The organism is Enterobacter hormaechei subsp. xiangfangensis (assembly GCF_001729785.1).
Classification (GTDB): domain Bacteria; phylum Pseudomonadota; class Gammaproteobacteria; order Enterobacterales; family Enterobacteriaceae; genus Enterobacter; species Enterobacter hormaechei_C.
In genome coordinates, this window is record NZ_CP017183.1 from 1,528,723 (window position 1) to 1,549,902 (window position 21,180).

Annotated in this window: 16 protein-coding genes; 7 read left to right on the forward strand and 9 right to left on the reverse strand. The window is 56.3% G+C overall.

The annotated features are described in order from the left end of the window. Nucleotides 1-12: 12 nt before the first annotated feature. The 6 genes from gspL to BFV63_RS07255 all read left to right on the forward strand — a co-directional run bounded on the left by gspL (nt 13) and on the right by BFV63_RS07255 (nt 7,875). Nucleotides 13-1,146 (forward strand): type II secretion system protein GspL, encoded by a 1,134-nt coding sequence (gene gspL / locus BFV63_RS07230; protein ID WP_048241087.1) that lies wholly within the window; start codon nt 13-15, stop codon nt 1,144-1,146. Beyond that, nucleotides 1,143-1,628 (forward strand): type II secretion system protein M, encoded by a 486-nt coding sequence (gene gspM, locus BFV63_RS07235; protein WP_022650705.1) that lies wholly within the window; start codon nt 1,143-1,145, stop codon nt 1,626-1,628. Before gspL ends, gspM begins: the two co-directional genes overlap by 4 nt. After that, nucleotides 1,625-2,422, forward strand: a complete 798-nt coding sequence (locus tag BFV63_RS07240) for a prepilin peptidase (protein WP_023315730.1) — start codon at nt 1,625-1,627, stop codon at nt 2,420-2,422. The genes gspM and BFV63_RS07240 overlap by 4 nt, the downstream gene beginning before the upstream one ends. A gap of 253 nt (nt 2,423-2,675) precedes the next feature. Next, nucleotides 2,676-5,378, forward strand: coding sequence for a glycosyl hydrolase family 18 protein (locus BFV63_RS07245; protein ID WP_023324390.1), 2,703 nt, complete (start codon nt 2,676-2,678; stop codon nt 5,376-5,378). 101 nt (nt 5,379-5,479) lie between these two features. Then, entirely contained in the window at nt 5,480-5,920 is a 441-nt protein-coding gene (gene iagB, locus BFV63_RS07250; protein ID WP_022650708.1) for a type III secretion system invasion protein IagB, read from the forward strand. 134 nt (nt 5,921-6,054) lie between these two features. Next, entirely contained in the window at nt 6,055-7,875 is a 1,821-nt protein-coding gene (locus tag BFV63_RS07255; protein WP_048241084.1) for a chitinase, read from the forward strand. A gap of 145 nt (nt 7,876-8,020) precedes the next feature. On the opposite strand, the gene BFV63_RS07260 is transcribed toward BFV63_RS07255, so the two are convergent. From BFV63_RS07260 to aqpZ, 8 genes are all read right to left on the reverse strand, one after another. After that, complete coding sequence (locus tag BFV63_RS07260; protein WP_017384852.1) at nt 8,021-9,034, reverse strand: 3-beta-hydroxysteroid dehydrogenase; 1,014 nt, start codon at nt 9,032-9,034, stop codon at nt 8,021-8,023. A 92-nt stretch (nt 9,035-9,126) separates the two neighbouring features. Beyond that, nucleotides 9,127-10,563, reverse strand: coding sequence for an SDR family oxidoreductase (locus tag BFV63_RS07265; RefSeq protein ID WP_045332338.1), 1,437 nt, complete (start codon nt 10,561-10,563; stop codon nt 9,127-9,129). 10 nt (nt 10,564-10,573) lie between these two features. Beyond that, entirely contained in the window at nt 10,574-11,575 is a 1,002-nt protein-coding gene (gene ltaE / locus BFV63_RS07270; protein ID WP_048241082.1) for a low-specificity L-threonine aldolase, read from the reverse strand. A 38-nt stretch (nt 11,576-11,613) separates the two neighbouring features. Continuing rightward, a complete protein-coding gene (gene poxB, locus BFV63_RS07275; protein ID WP_017693711.1) occupies nt 11,614-13,332 on the reverse strand; it encodes a ubiquinone-dependent pyruvate dehydrogenase in 1,719 nt (572 codons plus the stop codon). A 239-nt stretch (nt 13,333-13,571) separates the two neighbouring features. Then, nucleotides 13,572-14,540 carry an NADH oxidoreductase gene (hcr, locus tag BFV63_RS07280; protein ID WP_023315734.1) on the reverse strand — a complete coding sequence of 323 codons (969 nt, stop codon included), beginning with the start codon at nt 14,538-14,540 and terminating at the stop codon, nt 13,572-13,574. A 10-nt stretch (nt 14,541-14,550) separates the two neighbouring features. Continuing rightward, nucleotides 14,551-16,203: a hydroxylamine reductase gene (gene hcp / locus BFV63_RS07285; protein ID WP_017384847.1), complete on the reverse strand. Its 1,653-nt coding sequence runs from the start codon at nt 16,201-16,203 to the stop codon at nt 14,551-14,553. 144 nt (nt 16,204-16,347) lie between these two features. Continuing rightward, nucleotides 16,348-17,247 carry a LysO family transporter gene (locus BFV63_RS07290; protein ID WP_022650712.1) on the reverse strand — a complete coding sequence of 300 codons (900 nt, stop codon included), beginning with the start codon at nt 17,245-17,247 and terminating at the stop codon, nt 16,348-16,350. 180 nt (nt 17,248-17,427) lie between these two features. Beyond that, the gene (aqpZ, locus tag BFV63_RS07295; protein ID WP_026080729.1) at nt 17,428-18,123 is read right to left on the reverse strand and encodes an aquaporin Z; all 696 of its coding nucleotides are present in this window, start codon (nt 18,121-18,123) and stop codon (nt 17,428-17,430) included. 291 nt (nt 18,124-18,414) lie between these two features. Between aqpZ and BFV63_RS07300 the strand changes: the two genes are divergently transcribed. Beyond that, on the forward strand, nt 18,415-20,073 hold the full coding sequence (locus BFV63_RS07300; protein ID WP_023324396.1) for an ATP-dependent endonuclease: 1,659 nt from the start codon (nt 18,415-18,417) through the stop codon (nt 20,071-20,073). Here the strand turns inward: BFV63_RS07300 and BFV63_RS07305 are convergent. Continuing rightward, on the reverse strand, nt 20,070-21,026 hold the full coding sequence (locus BFV63_RS07305; protein ID WP_032608951.1) for a VirK/YbjX family protein: 957 nt from the start codon (nt 21,024-21,026) through the stop codon (nt 20,070-20,072). The two genes, BFV63_RS07300 and BFV63_RS07305, sit on opposite strands and share 4 nt — an antisense overlap. Nucleotides 21,027-21,180: the final 154 nt, after the last annotated feature.

Here is a 21,180-nt window from a genome sequence, read left to right on the forward strand (position 1 = left end):
AAGTAGAACGTTATGAAACAGGTACTTTTTGTTCGTCCCGACAGCCGCGAGGGCGGGAAAATAATGTGGTGTGAGTCCGGCAGCGAGCGCGTCGAGGTGGTCGACAGCCTGGAGATGCTGGCCGAACACCCCCTGGCTACGCGCGTTTGTCTCCTGTTACCCGCCAGCGACATGATTTTCCGCCATTTTAGGCTACCGAAAAAGGTGGCTTCTCAGGGAATGGCCTTCTCGTGGATGGCAGAAGAGACGCTGATTGGCGACGTGGACAACCTCCACTGGACGGTACTCCACAAAAAAGGCGCCGACGTCGACGCCGTGGCCATTGACGCCGACCGCCTGCGCGCAACATTAATCCGCTGTCAGGAGGCCGGATTAAACGTGATTCAGGCCCTGCCTGATGCCTGGCTCCTGCCCGTGACGGCAGGGGGCAGCACGCTGGTCGCGCAGGATGATGGCTACTGGCTGCGTTTATCGCCCCATGTGGCGGGTGAAATGGAGGCAACCCTGCTGCCGCTGTTAATGCAGAAAGCCGGGGGCGGGGAAGTGTGGTGTTACGGCGATGCGCCTGCGAAGGTGCACATTGACGTGCAGCATGCCTGGCAGCATCCGCTGGCGCTGATCCAGCCGCAGTGGCAAACCTGTCGCGTTAACCTGCTTCACGGTGAATTCAGCCTTAAGGCCGGTCATGGGCGGGCAGCGAAAAGGATGAAAGCCGCGATGGTGGCGGCGGGCGTGCTGTCTGTTGGTCTGCTGCTGGGGCCACGCATTGCGATGGCCTGGATGCTGGTGCAGCAGGAAAATCGGGTGCAGCAGGAGATCGTCCAGGTTTATCAGCACCATTTCCCCAGCATGCGGCAGCAGACCAATATCAAATATCACTTTGGCCAAAGCCTGAAAAAACAGAGCAAGGGGTTCTTTCTTCAGCTTGAGGAGCTGGAGAAAGCCCGGCAGTCAGTCCCTGCGATGGAGATCGATCTGCTGGAATACGATGCGCAGCAAAACACCCTGACGCTGAGCGTCAGCGCGCAAAACCAGCCCGCGTTGCAGGCGTTTGTTAACCAGACCAGTGAGAATTTTGATTTTACCTTACAGCCTGTTTCAACAACCGAACCGTATACCGCCATGATCGCAGGGAAACATAAATGAAAGAGCGAATCGCACAGCTGAAAGCGCGCTATCAGAATTACAGCGCCCGGGAAAAAATCATTTTAAAAATATGTGCCGTTGCCATTGTGGGGGCAGCGGTGTATTACACAGGAGTGATCCCCTTGGATAATATGATTAAAAATAGTAAATCGACACTTAAAAGACAAAAAGAGACGCTTAACTGGATGCGCAGTGAAATTGATAAAAATCATCTTCAGATCCAGTTAGTCAAAACGGATAATCCGCGTACGGTGGTCGAGAATAGCGCCCATGAAATTAACCTTTCGCTGACGGATGTGCGCCAGGAGGGGCAAACTTTATCGTTCGTGGTGAATCGGGTTAATGTGTATGAATTAAAAAGCTGGCTGCGTGAAATTAATCAGACCACCGGTGTGAGATTGCAAAAAATAAACCTCACGCCGGTTGACCACCTCAGCGATGTGAAAGCGCAGGTGCAACTCACCTGGGCAAAAAACGCATGAATACCTTCGCGCTGATGCGGGATGCCTTTCCGGTAGGGTTCCCGATAATGAGTGCGATCCTGGGCGGCATTGTGGGCAGTTTTCTTGGCGTTGTCGCCGAACGCGTACCGGGGATGGTGATGGATGAGGAGGGGAGCGGTAATCTGCTCATTCCGGCCTCGCACTGTTCGGTGTGCCAGCACGCCCTCGCCGCGTGGGAAAACATCCCGCTGCTCAGCTGGCTTTTATTACGGGGGCGCTGCCACCAGTGCGGCAGCGCGATCCCGCTGCGACTCTTTCTGGTCGAACTGATCTCCGCCTTGTTTTTTGGCATCACGGCCTGGTGCATGCCAGACGTTCAGGCGCTGTTCTCTTTGTGGTTACTGGCGGCTTTTTTACTGCCGCTGGCCATGATCGACTGGCAGCACCAGCTGCTTCCGGACTGCCTGACCCAGCCGCTGCTGTGGGCAGGTCTCTTGCTTCATGTGTTTGACCACACGTTGCCGCTACGCGATGCGCTGTTCGGCGCGGTGGCGGGCTATCTGTCGCTCTGGCTGCTCTACTGGGCTTTTCGTCTGATCACGGGACGAGAAGGTCTGGGTTACGGGGATTTTAAGCTACTGGCGGCGCTGGGCGCCTGGTGCGGCTGGCAGGCGTTGCCCTCTATTGAACTGGCGGCAGCGTTAAGCGGTATTGTCGGTTATTTCGCCGTAAATAATTTAAATAAAAATAACCTCACTATTTCTTTTGGTCCTTATCTCGCCTTTGCTGGAATAGGGGTTTTTATTAGTCAGCAAATTGCTTTCACATTTTAAATATACAGGTCAAGATTTTTTATAAATCTTTTTGATGGAGGAAGGAAAGGACGATCCTTTACGCTCAGTGTATCGTAAGAGATATAAGCTACACGGGATTTGGCTTGTATCTTTTAATGGAGGAATACAACGCAGCAACAATTTTTTGTTCACGGCACTCACGTTGGTTAAATACGCATTACGCGAAACGCATCCATGATCTCACGGAAGACATGGGTTACTACGTTATAAATAAATTTATCAGGAAATAAAAATGAAATTTATGAAGCCAAAATATCTGGCGCTCTTTATTGCGGCGGCAACCAGCTCCGCATTTGCAGCAGCGCCAGGTGCACCGACGATCGGCTATGGCAATGACAAATTTGCCCTGGTGGAAGTGGATCAGGCTGCACAGGATTATAACAATCTTGTCAAAGTGCATAACGATGGCGTGGATGTAAAAGTTGAGTGGAACGTCTGGAGTGGTGATGCGCCAACTTCTGCGAAAGTTCTGCTGGACGGACAGACCGTATGGACCGGCGCAGCCGGTGCGACGGGCTCTGCAACGTTTAAAGTGAAAAAAGGCGGGCGTTATCAGGAACAGGTTGAAGTCTGTAATGCCAGCGGCTGTGCGAAAAGCGCCAGTAAGCTGATTATTGTGGCTGACACCGACGGTAGCCACCTGCTGCCGCTGAATACGTCTCTCCAGGAGAACAACAAAGCGTTCGCGAAGCATACCGATAAAGTGGTTGCGGCCTACTTCCCGGAATGGGGCGTTTACGACCGTAACTTCCCGGTTGATAAGATCCCTGCGGCAAACCTCAACCACATTCTGTACGGCTTCATTCCAATCTGTGGCGGTGACGGCATCAACGACGGCCTGAAAACCATTGAAGGTGGTAACAGCTTCCGCGTGCTTCAGAACGACTGTAAGGGCCGTCCTGACTTTACCGTGGCGATCCACGACCCATGGGCTGCGCTGCAAAAACCACAGGCTGGCGTCTCCAACTGGGATGATCCGTACAAAGGTAACTTTGGCCAGCTGATGGCGCTGAAAAAAGCGCATCCAGGCCTGAAAGTGCTGCCATCTATCGGCGGCTGGACGCTTTCCGATCCGTTCTTCCACATGGGCGACCCGGCTATCCGAGCACGCTTTGTCTCTTCTGTGAAAGATTTCCTCCAGACGTGGAAATTCTTTGACGGCGTGGATATCGACTGGGAATTCCCGGGAGGTGGCGGTGTAACCGAAAACCTGGGTAACCCGCAGCAGGATAAAGCGACCTATACCGCACTGATGCACGACCTGCGCACCATGCTGAACGAGCTGTCTGCACAGACGGGCCGTACCTATGAACTGACCAGCGCCATCGGTGCAGGCCGCGATAAGATCGAAGACGTGGATTACACCACGGCTCAGCAGTATCTCGACCACATCTTCCTGATGAGCTACGACTTCTATGGCGGCTGGAGCAACACCGTTCTCGGCCACCAGGCTGCGCTGCGTGCGCCAGCATGGCGTCCGGACACTGATTACACCACTGAAAACGGCGTTAACGCGCTGCTTGCGCAGGGTGTACAGCCAGGCAAGATCGTGGTGGGCGCGGGCATGTATGGCCGCGGCTGGACCGGCGTGCATGGCTACACCGGTGACAATCCATTCACCGGTACGGCAACCGGCATGGTGAAAGGCACCTGGGAACCGGGCGTGGTTGACTATCGTCAGATCGTGAACGAATACAAAGGCAAACCGGGCTGGGAATACGGCTACGACACGACCGCTGAAGCCCCTTACGTCTTCAACAAATCCACCGGCGACCTGATCTCGTATGAAGATGCGCGTTCAACCACGGCGAAAGGCAAGTATGTTCTGGCCAATAAACTGGGCGGTCTGTTCGCGTGGTCTATCGACTCTGATACCGGCGACATTCTGAATGCGATGAACGAAAGCCTGCTGGGCGGCGACTCGACTCCGGTTGATCCGGTGGTCACCAACCACGCGCCAATCGCGTCCTCTGCCGATCAGAACGTGTCTGGCCCGGCAACCGTCACGCTCGATGGCTCTGCTTCCAGCGATCCTGATGGCGATGCGATTACCTACAAATGGACTCAGGTCTCTGGTCCGTCTGTCACCATCAACAACAGCACCAAAGCGAAAGCGACCTTCAATGTTGCGGCAGCGACCACCGACCAGACCATGACGTTCCGCCTGACGGTGACCGATGCAAAAGGCCTGAGCAACGCGATTGATGTCCAGGTGGTGAACAAGGCGCCGAAAGCTAACCAGGCACCGGTTTTAAACCCAATGGAAGCGATCACGCTTGAATCTGGTGAAACCTATGCGCTGCATGCCCAGGCTGCGGACCCAGACGGTGATGCGCTGACCTACGCCTGGAGCGTACCAGCAGATATGCACGCCACCGGAACTGACTCCGCGAACGTGAATATCACGGCGCCGGAAGTGAGCTCGACGTCTACCTACACCCTGAGCGTGGTAGTGAGCGACGGTAAGACCAGCGTGCAGTCTAACGTCCAGGTTACCGTGAATCCGAAAGCGGCGCCTGCACCGGTACCTGCTGACGAAGACACTAACCCGGCGGATGACGTTACCCCTCCGGCTGATGATGTGACTCCTCCGTCTGACAAAGGAAGCTGCGATGCACCTGTGGATGCTAACGCCAGCAAATACGCGGCGTGGGAATCCAGCAAAATCTACAACGGTGGCGATACCGTAAGCTTCGACCATCTGGTGTGGAAAGCGAAGTACTGGACTCAGGGCAATCAGCCTGGCTTCGGTGTGGATGCATGGGAGCTGGTGAGCAACGTGAAGATGAACTGGCGTTCTGACCTGGTCTACAACGGCGGCGACACTACCACCTATGAAGGTAACGTTTACCGTGCGAAATGGTGGACCCGTGGTGATAACCCAGCCAACAGCGACGTATGGGTAAAAGAAGGCGCATCAACAGATTGCAAATAATCTAACCCATTAATCACTCCCCCTTTAGAGGGGGAGTGATTCAAAATTCATTTTACAGGATGTTGGTAAGGAGAAATAACCGAAACTGTCAGCAGGTAAAAATGAAAAAGTTAATTTTGTTGTTATTGATAATAAGCCAAAGCGCACTGGCAAATTGTTGGGATAAAGCGGCGCATTATTATCATGTCGATCCTTATTTACTGTACGCGATAGCGAATGTGGAATCCGGAATGAATCCGTATGCGGTTGGGCAAAACCGCGATGGCACGCGGGATGTCGGGCTGATGCAAATCAACAGTTCGCATTTTACCGCGCTTGAAAGCAGAGGCATCGACGAATATCGATTAATCACGGAGCCGTGTACTTCGATCATGGTCGGGGCTTCTATCCTTTCCGGGATGATCAGGGTGTATGGCTACAACTGGGAAGCCGTTGGCGCGTATAACGCCGGACTGAAAAAAGAAAATTATCCGCAGAGGATGAAATATGCCCATAAGGTCTGGGCCAAATATCAGCAACTGAAATTAGCAGCACGTTATTAACGTTTTTTATTTTTGAAGAATTCCTGAAGGTGTTCTTCGAAAAGTGAAAACAGCTGAATGTGGTTTATGTATTAACGGAGTAATACCTAAGCCGGGATATTAACATTTAATTTGAAACGAACAGGAAAACTGAAATGAACAAAAGGACGTTACTGAGTGTACTCATTGCGGGAGCCTGCGTGGCGCCATTCATGGCCCAGGCTGCGAATCTGAAGGAGACCAGCAGTGAGCCGTACACCATCAAAGCCAGCGATCTGGCGAAGAAAGAGAAGGAACTGACGGACTTCCCGCTGATGGCTTCGGTTAAAGAGACCATCCAGACGCTGGATAACGCGCAGGTCGAACTGATTGAGCCAGGCCGGGCGGCGAACCCGGACAACGTTAAACGCGTTGAAGGGATTGTGAAAGCCAGCGACTGGGAATATCTCTTCCCGCTGCGCGCCCAGGCCTATACCTACAGCAACTTCCTGAAAGCCGTGGGTAAATTCCCGGCGCTGTGTAAAACCTATAATGACGGTCGTGACAGCGACGCCATCTGTCGCAAAGAGCTGGCCACCATGTTTGCCCACTTTGCCCAGGAAACTGGCGGCCACGAAAGCTGGCGTCCGGAAGCCGAATGGCGTCAGGCGCTGGTCCACGTACGTGAAATGGGCTGGAGCGAAGGGCAGAAGGGCGGTTATAACGGCGAATGTAACCCGGACGTCTGGCAAGGACAGACCTGGCCTTGCGGTAAAGATAAAGACGGCGATTTCCTGAGCTATTTCGGACGCGGTGCGAAACAGTTGTCTTACAACTACAACTACGGTCCATTCTCTGAAGCGATGTACGGCGACGTGCGTACGCTGCTCGACAAACCTGAGCTGGTGGCGGACACCTGGCTGAACCTGGCGAGTGCGATCTTCTTCTTCGCCTATCCGCAGCCGCCAAAACCAAGCATGTTGCAGGTGATCGACGGTACATGGCAGCCGAACGACCACGATAAAGCCAACGGTCTGGTTCCGGGCTTTGGTGTGACCACCCAGATCATCAACGGCGGCGTTGAGTGCGGCGGCCCGACTGAAATTGCGCAGTCTCAGAACCGTATCAAATACTACAAAGAGTTTGCAAACTACCTGAAAGTGCCTGTTCCGGCGAACGAAGTGTTGGGTTGCGCCAACATGAAGCAGTTCGACGAAGGTGGCGCAGGCGCCCTGAAGATTTACTGGGAACAGGACTGGGGATGGAGCGCGGATACCCCGGACGGCAAGACCTACTCTTGCCAGCTGGTGGGCTACCAGACTCCGTTCAGCGCCTTTAAAGAAGGTGACTACAGCAAGTGCGTGCAGAAGTTCTTTAACGTGAAAATCGTTAACGATGATGGTTCTTCCGTTACCCCGGACGAAACCCCGGTCACGCCAACACCGACGCCATCTGGCGATGAAACGCCAGCGCCAACACCAACGCCGGATGAAACCCCGGTCGAACCTGTTGTGGTGAACCACGCGCCGGTTGCGCAGATTGCCGGTCCGATCGGTGCAGTGGAAGCAGGTGCGCAGGTTTCTCTGAGTGCGGAAGGCTCCACCGATCCTGATGGCAACAAACTGACGTATACCTGGCGTTCCCAGGATGGTCAGACTGTTACCGGTCAGGACAAAGCGGTTGTGACCTTCACAGCGCCAGAGTCTGCGACGGCGCAGCAGTATGAAGTGAGCCTGACCGTCAGCGATGGCGAGCTGAGCAGCACCACGTCTTACCTGCTGAACGTGAAAGCGAAAGCGGCAACGCCATCCGGAGAAGATACGTCTTACCCGGCATGGAGCGCGAACAGCAAGTACAACGCCGGTGATATCGTGAACAACCACGGTAAACTGTTCCAGTGCAAACCGTTCCCGTACAGCGGCTGGTGTAACAACTCTTCAACGTACTATGAACCAGGCGCAGGTCTGGCATGGGCTGAAGCCTGGACGGCTCTGTAAAAGCAAACGGCAACCCCCAGGGTTGCCGTTTTAGTGTCTGCACCCTCTCCCTGTGGGAGAGGGCCGGGGTGAGGGCATCAGTCCGCACTCTCTGTTTTTTGCCGGGTGGCGCTGCGCTTACCCGGCCTACATGAGGCTGGAACGCTTACCGGTGCAACTTCCCGTGATCCCGTAACCACGCCGCCGTACGCACTATCCCTTCATCCAGCGAGACAATCGGTTTATATCCCAGCTCGTTCTCCGCCCGAGAAATATCCAGCGTAAAATCAAAGTTGAGCTTCGACACACCGTAATGCGTCAGCGCAGGCTCTTTCGCCGATTTGCTGCCAAAACGTTCCATGCTGCGGGCAATCATGTCCAGCATTGGGTAGGGAACGGAACGGATCCGGCAGTCGATTTTTAATTCGTCAATTAGCCTTTGCACAATGCTGCGCAGGGTACAGGGTTCGCCGTTAGTGATGTTATACGCGCGCCCCGACACCAGCTTATCGCATTCCGGCTGGCTCGCCAGCCACATGGCGTGAACGGCATTTTCGTAATAGGTCATGTCCACCAGCGCATCGCCACCGCGCGGTAACAGCACGCTGCCGTAGTGATGCATCATCTGGGCCAGTCGCGGGATAAAGACTTTGTCGTGCGGCCCAAACAGGCTCTGCGGACGCAGCACGGTAAAGCGGGTGTGCGGGTTTGACTGGGCCAGCAGGTCGATCACCTCTTCGCCCGCCGCTTTACTGCGGGCAAACTCACAGGCAAAGCGCGCCGGGCGGAAATCTTCCTGAATATCACGATGGTGGTGATAGTCGAAATAGAGCGACGGAGAGGAAATATGAATAAAGTTACGCACGCCCCAGGCGACGGCCCATTCACCCAGACGGCGCGTGGCGCGCACGTTGGCGAGATCAAAGGCTTCCTGGGTACCCCACGGGGAGGTAAAACTGGAGCAGTGCCACAGCGTATCGATACCGGCGAGCATCACCTTGGCCTGAGAGGAGACCAGCTCCGTCAGATCGGCATGGACAAATTCAGCGCCCATTTTTTGCAGGAGCTTACCCATCGCCTCATTGCGACCGGTGGCCCTCACGCTGATGCCTTTGTTGCGCAGAAACTCGACCGCATTTCGGCCTAAGCCGCTGGTCGCCCCGGTAACCAGTACCTTCATAACAATCCACTGTGTTGAAAAGAATTTCGTGCGCATTCTTTCGTGAATTACGATGTGTTGCAATGGGAAAGGTGAAAGATTAAGAGTTTTATTTAGTTATTTTCCCGCTTTTCTTCTGCCAGTAGCGCAATCCGTTTCGCCATTCCGCGGAAGATAAACAGGTGTGCCGGGATCATCAGCAACCAGTAAAACAGACCCGGCATTCCGTGCGGATGCCACCATGCCCGAACGTCCAGTTCACGATGGTCGCCCTTGTCCTTCAGGGTGAAGCAGAGCCGCCCCAGCCCTGGCGCCTTCATGCCAAACAGCAGCGCCAGCTGTTTTTCCGGCTCAACGATAATCACCTTCCAGCTGTCGACGGTATCGCCCACCTTCAGCCAGGGATGGGCAGGGCGGCCTTTTGCCAGCCGGTGACCGACCAGCAGATCCAGCGCGCCGCGCGTTTGCCACAGAATATTGCCGAAGAAATAGCGCTCTTTGCCGCCAATCTGGTTCACAACTTCCCACAGCGCTGCAAGGCTGGCCGTGGTTTTGACCGTACAGCCCGCCTGTTTCGGATAATAGCCGTACTCGGGCCGCCAGCGGGCAAACGCCTGCGCGTCGTAGCCCCAGTCGCTGGAGTTCACCAGCTTCTCTTCTTCTTTCAGCGTATTACGTACCGCGTCGTCAAAGCGGATCAATTCCTGAGGGATTAAGGCGCGCAGCGCGCGATCGTCCGCCAGCAGATCGTGCTTCAGCCCCTGGATCAGCGCTTTGGCGGTCGTCGGCGGCACGGAGGTGATCACATTCAAAAACCACACTGATATCCAGCGGGTCGGGAAGGGGATGGGGATCAGCCAGCGGCGGCGGCCGCTCACCCGCATAAAATGTTCGAACTGCGCCTGATAGCTCAGCACTTCCGGGCCTGCCGCCTCCAGCACGCGATGCTGCTCCGCCGGGTGATCCAGCAATGCCACCAGATAGTGGAGTAAATTCTCCAGCGCAATGGGCGTGGTGCGCGAGCGTACCCAGCGCGGCGGCGTCAGCACAGGCAGGTTGTAGACCATATCGCGCATCACTTCGAACGCGGCGGAACCCGCGCCGACGATGATCCCTGCCCGGAGTTCGGTGACGGGGATACGGGCGCTTCGCAGCGTTTCTGCCGTCAGCTGTCGGGCGCGCAGATGATCTGACTGCTCGTTCTCAGGCGCCTGGAGTGAGCTTAAAAAAATCACCTGCTTCACCGGCGTTTGCCGCAGCGCATCACGAACGTTCATCGCCACCTGACGCTCGTGGGCGATAAAATCGCCGCCTTCGCCCATGCTGTGGACAAGGTAGTAAAGCGTATCGACCCCTTCCAGCAGCGCAGGAAGCGCTTTCGGCCAGTTAAGGTCAACGTTGTGACACGTCACGCCAGGCAAATGTAGCTTTTGCAGGCGTTCCGTGTTGCGTGCCGCTGCCAGCACCTGGTGCCCCTGCTGGCTTAACGCAGTGGTCAGATGCTGACCGATATACCCGCTGGCGCCGAGCACCAGAATACGTTGCGGCACGGTATGCTCCTTAACGCTGTAAAAACGCCTGCCAGTGTTTCACCACCTCGGTCAACTGCTCGCGGTTAACGTCAAGATGCATCACCAGTCGCACGACCGGGGAGGCGTTGATCAGCACGCCTCGGGCTTTCATAAAGTCGCCCAGCGCGGCAGCATGCTCATCGCCGACGCGGACAAACAGCATGTTGGTGTCGTGTCGCATGACTTCAGCGCCGATTTCACGCAGCTGCGCTGCCATCCACGCCGCATTATCGTGATCGTCTTTCAGGCGTGACACGTTATTTTTCAGGGCGTACAGTCCGGCAGCCGCCAGAATACCCGCCTGACGCATCCCGCCGCCGGTCATTTTGCGCCACCGGTTGGCGCGTCTGATGTAGTCTGCGCTGCCAACCAGCAGGGAACCTACCGGCGTGCCCAGCCCTTTAGAGAGGCAAATGGTGAACGAGTCGCAATATTGGGTGATCTCTTTCAGCTCGCAGCCGTACTCCACCACGGCGTTGAAGATACGTGCGCCGTCAACGTGGAGGCCGAGCTTGCGCTCGCGGGTAAAATCCCATGCCGCTTTCAGGTATTCACGCGGCAGGACTTTACCGTTATGGGTGTTTTCGAGGCTCAGCAGTTTAGTGCGGGCGAAGTGAATATCGTCAGCTTTGATTTTCGCCGCGACTTTGTCCAGCGGCAGCGTACCGTCCGGCGCAGCATCGATCGGCTGCGGCTGGATGCTGCCGAGCACCGCCGCGCCGCCGGCTTCGTACAGGTAGTTATGCGCCCCCTGGCCAACGATATACTCTTCGCCGCGCTCGCAGTGGCTCAGCAGCGCCACCAGGTTAGCCTGCGTGCCGGTGGGCAGGAACAGAGCAGCCTCTTTACCGCTCAGCTCGGCCGCATAGCGCTGGAGTTCGTTGACCGTCGGGTCATCGCCGTAGACGTCGTCCCCGACCGGGGCGGCCATCATCTCTTCGAGCATGGCGCGGCTCGGGCGGGTAACGGTATCACTGCGTAAATCAATCATGGCATGTCCTTATATTTAAAAAGGCGATGCCAGATGTTTTACCTGAGCCAGTTGGTTTTTGCCAGTTCGATCACCTCGTCACCGCGCCCGCTGATGATGGCGCGCAGCATGTAGAGGCTAAATCCTTTGGCCTGTTCCAGCTTGATTTGAGGCGGGATCGCCAGCTCTTCTTTGGCGACCACCACATCCACCAGCACCGGGCCGTCGATGGCGAAGGCGCGTTGCAGGGCGTCGTCCACCTCTGAGGCTTTCTCCACCCGAATACCGGTGATACCGCAGGCTTCGGCGATGCGGGCGAAGTTGGTGTCGTGCAGCTCGGTGCCGTCCGTGAGGTAGCCTCCGGCCTTCATCTCCATCGCCACGAAGCCCAGCACGCTGTTGTTAAAGACCACGATTTTCAGCGGAAGCTTCATCTGCGCCACCGACAGGAAATCCCCCATCAGCATACTGAACCCGCCGTCGCCACACATCGCCACCACCTGACGTTCCGGTGCCGTCGCCTTTGCGCCCAGCGCCTGCGGCATGGCGTTGGCCATTGAGCCATGGTTGAACGACCCAAGCAGGCGTCGTTTGCCGTTCATTTTCAGGTAGCGTGCTGCCCAGACGGTGGGCGTTCCCACGTCGCAGGTGAAGATGGCATCGTCGTCGGCGAAGTGGCTGATCTGCTGCGCCAGATACTGCGGGTGGATCGCTTTTTCGCTCGGTTTGGCGAGATCGTCCAGCCCCTTACGCGCATCGCGATAGTCGCTCAGGGCTTTATCGAGGAATTTGCGGTCCGTTTTTTCTTCCAGTAGCGGCAGCAGGGCGGCGAGGGTGGATTTGATATCGCCGATAAGCGCCATATCCACCTTGCTGTGCGCACCGATGCTGCCGGGATTAATGTCGATCTGGATAATTTTGGCATCCGTCGGGTAGAACGCGCGGTACGGGAACTGAGTGCCGAGCAGGATCAGCGTGTCGGCGTTCATCATGGTGTGGAAGCCGCTGGAAAAACCGATCAGCCCGGTCATGCCGACATCGTACGGGTTATCGTATTCAACGTGCTCTTTCCCGCGCAGGGCATGCACCACTGGCGCCTTGAGCTTGCCGGCAAATTCCACCAGCTCTTTATGCGCACCGGCGCAGCCGCTGCCGCACATCAGGGCGATATTGCTGGAGTATCGCAGCAGTTGCGCCAGCTTTTTCAGCTCTTCTTCGGCAGGGGTAATGGTTGGCTGTGGCGCAGAGTACCAGTGGGTGGTGGCGGTTTCAGGTGCGGCCTTCAGCGCCACGTCCCCCGGCAGCACAACCACCGAAACCCCGCGATTCAGGATCGCCTTACGCATGGCTATCGCCAGCACCTGTGGGATCTGCTCCGGTGATGAGACCAGCTCGCAATAGTGGCTGCATTCACGGAACAGCTCCTGCGGATGCGTCTCCTGAAAATAGCCGCTGCCGATTTCGGATGACGGAATATGTGCGGCAATCGCCAGCACCGGAACATGGTTGCGGTGACAGTCGAAAAGACCGTTGATAAGGTGCAGGTTTCCCGGTCCGCAGGAACCTGCACAGACGGCGAGTTCGCCCGTGAGCTGCGCTTCGGCACCGGCGGCAAAGGCGGCGACCTCTTCATGGCGGGTGGGCATCCATTCAATGGTCTTCATCTTGTTGAGGCTGTCGCTGAGTCCGTTCAGCGAATCGCCGGTGACGCCCCAGATACGCTTTACGCCAGCCTGCTCCAGGGTTTTCGCTATGTATGCAGCCACGGTTTGTTTCATGGTGGTCCTTCTCCTTTATGTGATATCGCTTACAAGCTTAGAAGAAAGTCGCTGTATTGCCTGCTCAGTCCTCTTTAAGTACAGGTGGTTTTTCTGCGCGACGCGCCTGGCAAAGTCAAACAAATAACGGGCTGCCGTACAGGCAGTAGGCACAACATAGGCCGGGTAAACGTAGTGCCACCCGGCAAAAAGCCCGGTGGCGCTGACGCTTACCGGGCCTACAGGTGAACCACGACAGATTATGCGAGCACAAGATCGCCCTGCGGATGGCACGAACATGCCAGCACATAGCCCTCGGCAATTTCCGCTTCGGTCAGCGTCATGGTGCTGGTGACCGTGTACTCACCGGAAATCACTTTGGTCTTACAGCAACCGCACACCCCGGCGCGACAGGCCGCCGCTACCGGCACGTTGTTGCTTTCCAGCGCTTCAAGCAGCGTGGTGCCCACGCGGCCAAAGAAAGTCTGCGCCGGTTGCAGCTTCGTGAACTTCATCCCGCTGGTCGCCGCTGCCGCTACAGGCGTGAAGAACTGCTCTTTGAAGAAGCGGGTCACGCCGAGCGCTTTCACTTCTTTCTCCACGATCTCCATATAAGGCGCCGGGCCGCAGGTCATCACGGTACGGTTCGCAATATCCGGCACGCTTTGCAGCAGCTCGCGGCTCAGGCGCCCCGCGACAAAACCGTGCGTCGCGTTGTGCTCAGCCACCAGCGTCACCGGGTAGTTGCGCCATTCTTCGGCAAAAATCACATCTTCCGGGGAACGCACGCTGAAAATCACCTGCACGTCGGCCTGAGGACGGTATTTCGCCAGCCAGCGACGCATCGACATAATCGGCGTCACGCCACAGCCTGCCGCCAGCAGCAGGAATTTATCTTCAGTCTTGTCGTCACAGGTAAACTCGCCCTGCGCGTCAGACAGCCAGATGTAATCCCCGCGCTTCACGTCCCGGGTCAGCCACTCGGATCCTGCGCCGTCATCAATACGACGGACGGTGAGCGTAATGTATTCGCTCACGCCCGGCGTGGAGGAGAGGGTGTAGGCGCGCAGGGTATTCGCCGAATTACGCACGCTAACCAGCGCATACTGACCTGGGCGGTACGGGTAGTAGTCATGGCACAGCAGCGACAGCGTCCACACATCCGGCGTCTCCTGATGGATGTGATGAACCTGCATCCGCCACGGACATTGTGAGGTTGGCATGGTCATGAGTTACTCCTTACGCGCTCAGCAGTTGCTTCATATCATCTTCAACGTTGGTCACGGAACGCAGACCAAATTTCTCGTTCAGGATGGCCAGCAGGTCCGGCGTCAGGAAGCCTGGCGCAGTCGGCCCGGTGACGATGTTGGTCACGCCGAGAGAGAGCAGGGTCAACAGAATAACGATCGCTTTCTGCTCGAACCAGGAGAGCACCAGCGACAGCGGCAGGTCGTTCACGCCGCAGCCCAGTTTCTCTGCCAGCGTGACCGCCAGAATGATGGCTGAATACGCATCGTTACACTGACCCGCATCCACCAGGCGCGGCAGACCTTCGATGTTGCCGAAGTCCAGCTTGTTGAAACGGTACTTACCGCAGGCCAGGGTCAGGATCAGGCAGTCTTCCGGTACGCGGGTGGCGAAATCGGTGAAGTAGTTACGTTCCCCGCGCGCGCCGTCACAGCCGCCGATAAGGAAGATGTGACGCAGTTTTTCACGACTGACGAGGTCAATCAGGGAATCCGCCGCACCCAGCAGGGTTTCACGGCCAAAACCGACGGTGATGAGGTGCGGGATTTCGCTGTACGGGAAGCCTGCCATCTGCTGCGCCTGAGCGATAACCGGACCGAAATCGTCGCCTTCAAGGTGGCTCACGCCCGGCCAGCCGACGATGCTGCGGGTCCAGATACGGTCGTCATACGCGCCGACGGTCGGGTCGATGATGCAGTTAGAGGTCATAACAATTGGGCCAGGGAAGCGGGCGAACTCCACCTGCTGGTTCTGCCAGCCGCTGCCGTAGTTACCGATCAGATGCTTAAATTTACGCAGCTCCGGGTAGCCGTGCGCGGGCAGCATTTCGCCGTGGGTATAGACGTTAACGCCAGTGCCTTCGGTCTGCTTCAGCAGGTTGTAGAGATCTTTCAGGTCATGACCGGAGATCAGGATGCATTTGCCTTCGGTCGCTTTGACGTTGACCTGCGTTGGCGTTGGGTGGCCGTAGGTGCTGGTTTCACCGGCATCCAGAATACTCATCACTTTGAAGTTCATCTGGCCGATTTCCATCGAGCATTCCAGCAGGGCGTTCATGTCGGAAGGCCAGGTGCCCAGCCATGCCATGATTTTGTGGTACTGGGCGTAAATAGCGTTATCGTACTGGCCGAGTACGTGCGCGTGCTCCATATAGGCCGCAGCACCTTTCAGACCGTACAGGCACAGCAGGCGCAGGCCGAGGATGTTCTCGCCAATTGCCGCTTTGTCCTTATTTGGGGTGAATTCTGCGGCCTGACGCTGTAGCTCGCCCAGGTCGTCGCTCACCAGCTGTAGCTCCGCCATCGGGTTGTCCACGCGGGCGCTGGCGTCGGCATTCAGGCACTGCGCTTTCAGGGCTTCACGCAGGGCAATCGCTTCGCGGGCATAGCCCACAATGCGTGGAGAATCGAAGTTAACGTTGGTCAGCGTGGAGAAAAATGCGCGCGGCGCAAAGCTGTCGACATAGTGATCGACAATGCCATATTCACGGGCTTTGAAGGCCCAGGCGGACAAGCCTTGCAGCGCCGCAATCAGCAGATCCTGGAGATCGGACGTTTCTGCGGTTTTGCCGCACATACCCTGCGCGTAAGAGCAGCCGTTGCCTGCTGGGGTACGGATGGTTTGTTCACATTGCACACAAAACATAATCACACCTGTTAAAGTTATATTTGAGATACATGTTTAAGGTTATGCCTGTGCTACAGCAGAGAAAAGTGCTTTCTTATACTAAGTGGAGGGTTATTGATTTAGCGCAATTTTGGCGGCAGGTTCACTACCGCCAAAGCAGTATCAGGCTGAGAAGAACGCCATCAGAATGGGTACCAGCAGGCTCAGAATAAAGCCGTGTACAATGGCGGCAGGAACCATCTCCAGCCCTCCCGAGCGCTGTAACACCGGCAGGGTAAAGTCCATTGAGGTGGCCCCGCACAGGCCCAGCGCAGTAGAGCGGCTGCGGCGTACCAGGCCGGGGATCAGCATGATGGCTATCAGCTCGCGCGCCAGATCGTTAAAGAAGGCGGCGCTGCCGATCACCGGACCAAACGATTCGGTCAGCAGAATACCTGAGAGCGAATACCAGCCGAAACCGGACGCCATCGCCAGGCTGGTTTTCAGCGGCAGATCGAGAATAAAGGCGTTAATCACTCCCCCCGCCAGTGAGCTGGCCACAACGATAACGGCAACCATCATGCCCCGGCGGTTAAGGACAATCTGTTTCAGCGTCATGCCATTATTTCGCAGCTGAATACCAATCAGGAAGAGCAGGAAAATAAGCGTATATTCGCTGGCTTCCGTTGCGTGCTGTAAAAATGCCCAGCCGGTCAGACCCAGTAAAAAACCGAGTACCACCACGCCGCACAGCTTTAATGATTCCAGCGCCATCGCAATACGGGAGGGAAGCTTTTCCTGATGATGGTGATTTTTCCAGGGAATAGTGCGTTCCAACCAGAACAGCGCGGCAATATTGCACAGCAGAATAACCACTACCGTAACCGCAGAATAATGCAGGATGGAAAGCAAGTTCGTCGCCAGATTATCCAGGAAGGCCAGGCTGATCCCCATAAAGAACAGAATGACGTAAACAATCCAGCTGAGAAAACGATTAATAAGCTTTAAGGCCGATTCATGACGCAGCGGAATAAGGTAGCCCGCAATCAGGGGCAGAAGAATGATGAGGAGTCCTGAGAACATGAACAGCCGGTCCTTTTGAGTATCAGTTAAGCGCCAGAGACACTACCCAATAAAGGCTGTGAGGTAAAGCTACAAAAAAAGCCGGGTGGCGGCTACGCCTTACCCGGCTTGTCTATTTGGGGTGGTGCGGCCTGATGCCCTCACCCCGGCCCTCTCCCACAGGGAGAGGGGGGAAAACCATTAATCGCGTTTTTCCAGCAGGGTGCGATACAGCACGCCGCCCAGAATACCGCCGATAATTGGCATCACCCAGAATAGCCACAGCTGTTCAAGCGCCCAGCCGCCCTGGAAAATAGCCACCGCGGTGCTGCGCGCCGGGTTAACGGAGGTGTTGGTCACCGGGATGGAGATGAGGTGGATCAGCGTCAGCGCCAGACCAATAGCGATGGGGGCAAAGCCCGCAGGCGCGTATTTGTCCGTTGCGCCGTGGATCACCAACAGGAAACCTGCGGTGAGCACAATTTCAATCACGATAGCAGACAGCATTGAGTAGCCGCCTGGCGAGTGTTCGCCGAAGCCGTTCGACGCAAATCCGCTGGCCGCGGCGTCAAACCCGGCTTTTCCGCTGGCAATTACGTACAGCACCGCCGCGGCAATAATACCGCCAATAACCTGGGCAATAATATAGCCAATAATATCTTTCGCCGGGAAACGTCCGCCCGCCCATAAACCTAATGTGACGGCCGGGTTGAAATGACCGCCGGAAATATGCCCCACGGCGAATGCCATGGTTAATACGGTTAAACCGAATGCCAGCGCGACGCCGACAAATCCAATACCTAATTCCGGAAATGCGGCTGCCAGTACTGCGCTACCGCAGCCACCAAACACCAGCCAGAATGTGCCAAAGCATTCTGCCGCTAATTTTCTGAACATAACCACCTCAATAATAAACGTCCGCGCCCATTCCTGCGCGCGGGTTATATCGCCATAAAGGGATGACGACTCAAAGAGCCAGTATTTTGAAACCATCAACATCCCTTCGCCACTCAAATAAATTCACTAAATTTGATTTAAGGCAATGTGATGTTAATCCTTGTTCAGAACGGAGGTAATTAGAGCATAGCCCAATAATTAAGGGGGCGTATATTCTGCTGTCGTGACCCACAGCCTGCCGCTATACTGCTGATAACTTGAAGGAAAAAGTGGCCGAATTGCGGGGGATGTATGCTACTCGAACGTGTGGAGATTGTCGGGTTTCGCGGGATTAACCGCCTGTCGCTGCAACTGGAACAGAACAACGTCCTGATAGGCGAAAACGCCTGGGGTAAATCCAGCCTGCTGGATGCCCTGACGCTGCTGCTTTCGCCCGAAGAGAACTTGTACCACTTCGTTCATGATGACTTCTGGTTTCCGCCGGGGGATGTCAACGGGCGCGAGAAACACCTGCATATCATTCTGACCTTCCGCGAATCCGAGCCCGGCCGCCATCGCGTGCGTCGTTTTCGCCCTATGTCGGCCTGCTGGGTTCCCTGTGAAGATGGGTTCCAGCGTATTTTCTATCGCCTTGAGGGCGAAATGGCGCAAAACGACGGGGTATTAACCCTGCGTGAATTTCTTGATGAGAAGGGGAATCCGATCCCGCTCGATAATATTGACGAGCTTGCCCGACATCTTATCCGCCTCTCCCCCGTATTGCGCTTACGCGACGCGCGTTTTATGCGGCGGATCCGTAACGGCACCGTGCCGAATATGCCCGAGGTGGAAGTAACCGCCCGCGAACTGGATTTCCTCGCCCGTGAACTGGTCTCACGGCCGCAGAACCTCACCGACGGCCAGATCCGTCAGGGACTGTCTGCCATGGTACAACTGCTGGAGCACTACTTCTCCGAGCAGGGAACGGGGCAGGCGCGCCACCGTCTGATGCGTCGCCGCTCGCACGATGAACAACGAAGCTGGCGCTATCTCGATATTATCAACCGCATGATCGACCGCCCCGGCGGGCGTACGCATCGGGTGATCCTGCTGGGTTTATTCTCCACGCTTTTACAGGCGAAAGGGACGGTGCGCCTGGATCGGGACGCGCGCCCGCTGCTGCTGGTGGAAGATCCGGAAACGCGGCTCCACCCGATTATGCTTTCCGTGGCGTGGCATCTTCTTAATCTGCTGCCGTTGCAGCGAGTCACCACCACGAATTCCGGAGAGCTGCTCTCTCTGACGCCGGTAGAGTATGTCTGCCGCCTAGTGCGTGAATCGTCGCGGGTCACCGCCTACCGGCTCGGGCCCGGCGGGTTAAATGCCGAAGATGGCCGACGGATTGCGTTTCATATCCGTTTTAACCGTGCCTCTTCCCTGTTTGCTCGCTGCTGGTTGCTGGTGGAAGGGGAAACGGAAACCTGGGTGATAAACGAGCTGGCTCGCCAGTGCGGGCACCACTTTGATGCCGAAGGGATCAAAGTGATCGAATTTGCTCAGTCTGGCTTAAAACCGCTGATCAAATTTGCGCGCCGGATGGGGATAGAGTGGCACGTGCTGGTGGATGGCGATGAGGCGGGTAAAAAATATGCGGCGACCGTGCGCAGCCTGCTCAATAACGATCGTGAAGAGGAGCGGGAACATCTGACCGCGCTGCCTGCGATGGACATGGAGCACTTTATGTACCGTCAGGGATTTGACGACGTCTTTCACCGCGTGGCGATGATCCCGGTGGATGTACCCATGAACATGCGTCGGGTGATTGCCAAAGCTATCCATCGGTCGTCAAAACCGGATTTGGCCATTGAAGTCGCGACGGAAGCCGGCAGGCGAGGCGTGGAGTCGGTGCCCACGCTGCTGCGTAAAATGTTCTCCCGCGTCCTCTGGCTGGCTCGCGGGAGGGCCGATTAGCGGTCAGTCGCCTGCGAAACCTGTTGGATCAGGCTATCAAGCAGGGTATAGCGGCGGCGGTATTCGGACCGTTTTTTACTCGCAATCTCTTCCATCGGTTTGCGTGGCATGGTCAGTGGCAGGGCAAAGTTGCCGTTATCCTGCTGCTGTCCGCCAAGGGAGCGCCAGAAGCTGTCATAGTCAGCCAGCAATTTTCCCTCTTTTTTCTTGCGATAGCGCCAGCTGCGGTAGATGTGGGTGGCGTTACTCACCGCGAGGATCTGCTCGACCGGGAAGGCGCCTGCCAGCGTCATGACCGCTTCAACCAGCAGACGTTTTGGGAACAGTCCGTGACAGGCTTTGGTCGCCAGCTGAATGTGCTCGTGCGGGACATGCGCTTTCGCCCCCTGCATTCCGCCGATGAAGAGCGTTGACTTGCCCTGGTATTTGCACAGCGTAAAGGTCAGCTCGGCCAGCACCGTGTTCTGGTGGTCGCAAAAAGTGAGGGTCGCTTCCCCTTCTTTGTCCAGAAACGCATCCGCGCTCAGGCGAACGCTAAACTGCTGTTCCTCTTTGCCCGTTAACGTCACCAGCGTGATGCCCTGGCTGGAGAGGTAGCCGTTGAGCAGCGACGCCGGAAGATGGCGGCTCATCATCTGATAGTGATCGTTCAATGCGTCCAGCGTATTCTGACGACCCATATTTACGGTCAGCCACGGCCGGTGCAGGCGGCACGGCAGGCCGGGCTGCACGCGCAGGATCTGCATCAGACGGGGCTGTTTTGCAAGGTTTCCGAGCAGGCGCGCAGTGGTGAACGGCGTTGCCAGCGAGCGCAACATAAACTTACGTCGATAGGCCGGATTTTGCCACGCCAGCCCCGGCGTGAGGGAACCCGATGTCAGGCTTTTAAACAGTTGCCAGCCCGATTTAGGCTGGGGCAGCGTTGAATAAGGTGTATCGACGATGGAAGACATGTTAGATCCTGCTTCTGGTGGAATATCGCTATTTCAGCAGGCGCTTTATCAACATCGGGTAAACAATTCCCGACGATTACGGGGATCGGGGGTTTCGTTGAGGAGTGGTTTAGATAAAATCAACGGTGATGATAGCCAGAACAACTATTTGGAA

Excerpts from the sequence above, each read along its gene's own strand:
- aqpZ (WP_026080729.1), bottom strand. The coding sequence starts at position 18,123 with ATGTTCAGAAAATTAGCGGCAGAATGCTTTGGCACATTCTGGCTGGTG.
- ltaE (WP_048241082.1), bottom strand. The coding sequence starts at position 11,575 with ATGATTGATTTACGCAGTGATACCGTTACCCGCCCGAGCCGCGCCATG.
- BFV63_RS07290 (WP_022650712.1), bottom strand. The coding sequence starts at position 17,247 with ATGTTCTCAGGACTCCTCATCATTCTTCTGCCCCTGATTGCGGGCTAC.
- BFV63_RS07260 (WP_017384852.1), bottom strand. The coding sequence starts at position 9,034 with ATGAAGGTACTGGTTACCGGGGCGACCAGCGGCTTAGGCCGAAATGCG.
- BFV63_RS07255 (WP_048241084.1), top strand. The coding sequence starts at position 6,055 with ATGAACAAAAGGACGTTACTGAGTGTACTCATTGCGGGAGCCTGCGTG.
- hcr (WP_023315734.1), bottom strand. The coding sequence starts at position 14,540 with ATGACCATGCCAACCTCACAATGTCCGTGGCGGATGCAGGTTCATCAC.
- BFV63_RS07300 (WP_023324396.1), top strand. The coding sequence starts at position 18,415 with ATGCTACTCGAACGTGTGGAGATTGTCGGGTTTCGCGGGATTAACCGC.
- hcp (WP_017384847.1), bottom strand. The coding sequence starts at position 16,203 with ATGTTTTGTGTGCAATGTGAACAAACCATCCGTACCCCAGCAGGCAAC.
- BFV63_RS07245 (WP_023324390.1), top strand. The coding sequence starts at position 2,676 with ATGAAATTTATGAAGCCAAAATATCTGGCGCTCTTTATTGCGGCGGCA.
- poxB (WP_017693711.1), bottom strand. The coding sequence starts at position 13,332 with ATGAAACAAACCGTGGCTGCATACATAGCGAAAACCCTGGAGCAGGCT.
- iagB (WP_022650708.1), top strand. The coding sequence starts at position 5,480 with ATGAAAAAGTTAATTTTGTTGTTATTGATAATAAGCCAAAGCGCACTG.
- gspM (WP_022650705.1), top strand. The coding sequence starts at position 1,143 with ATGAAAGAGCGAATCGCACAGCTGAAAGCGCGCTATCAGAATTACAGC.
- BFV63_RS07305 (WP_032608951.1), bottom strand. The coding sequence starts at position 21,026 with ATGTCTTCCATCGTCGATACACCTTATTCAACGCTGCCCCAGCCTAAA.
- gspL (WP_048241087.1), top strand. The coding sequence starts at position 13 with ATGAAACAGGTACTTTTTGTTCGTCCCGACAGCCGCGAGGGCGGGAAA.
- BFV63_RS07240 (WP_023315730.1), top strand. The coding sequence starts at position 1,625 with ATGAATACCTTCGCGCTGATGCGGGATGCCTTTCCGGTAGGGTTCCCG.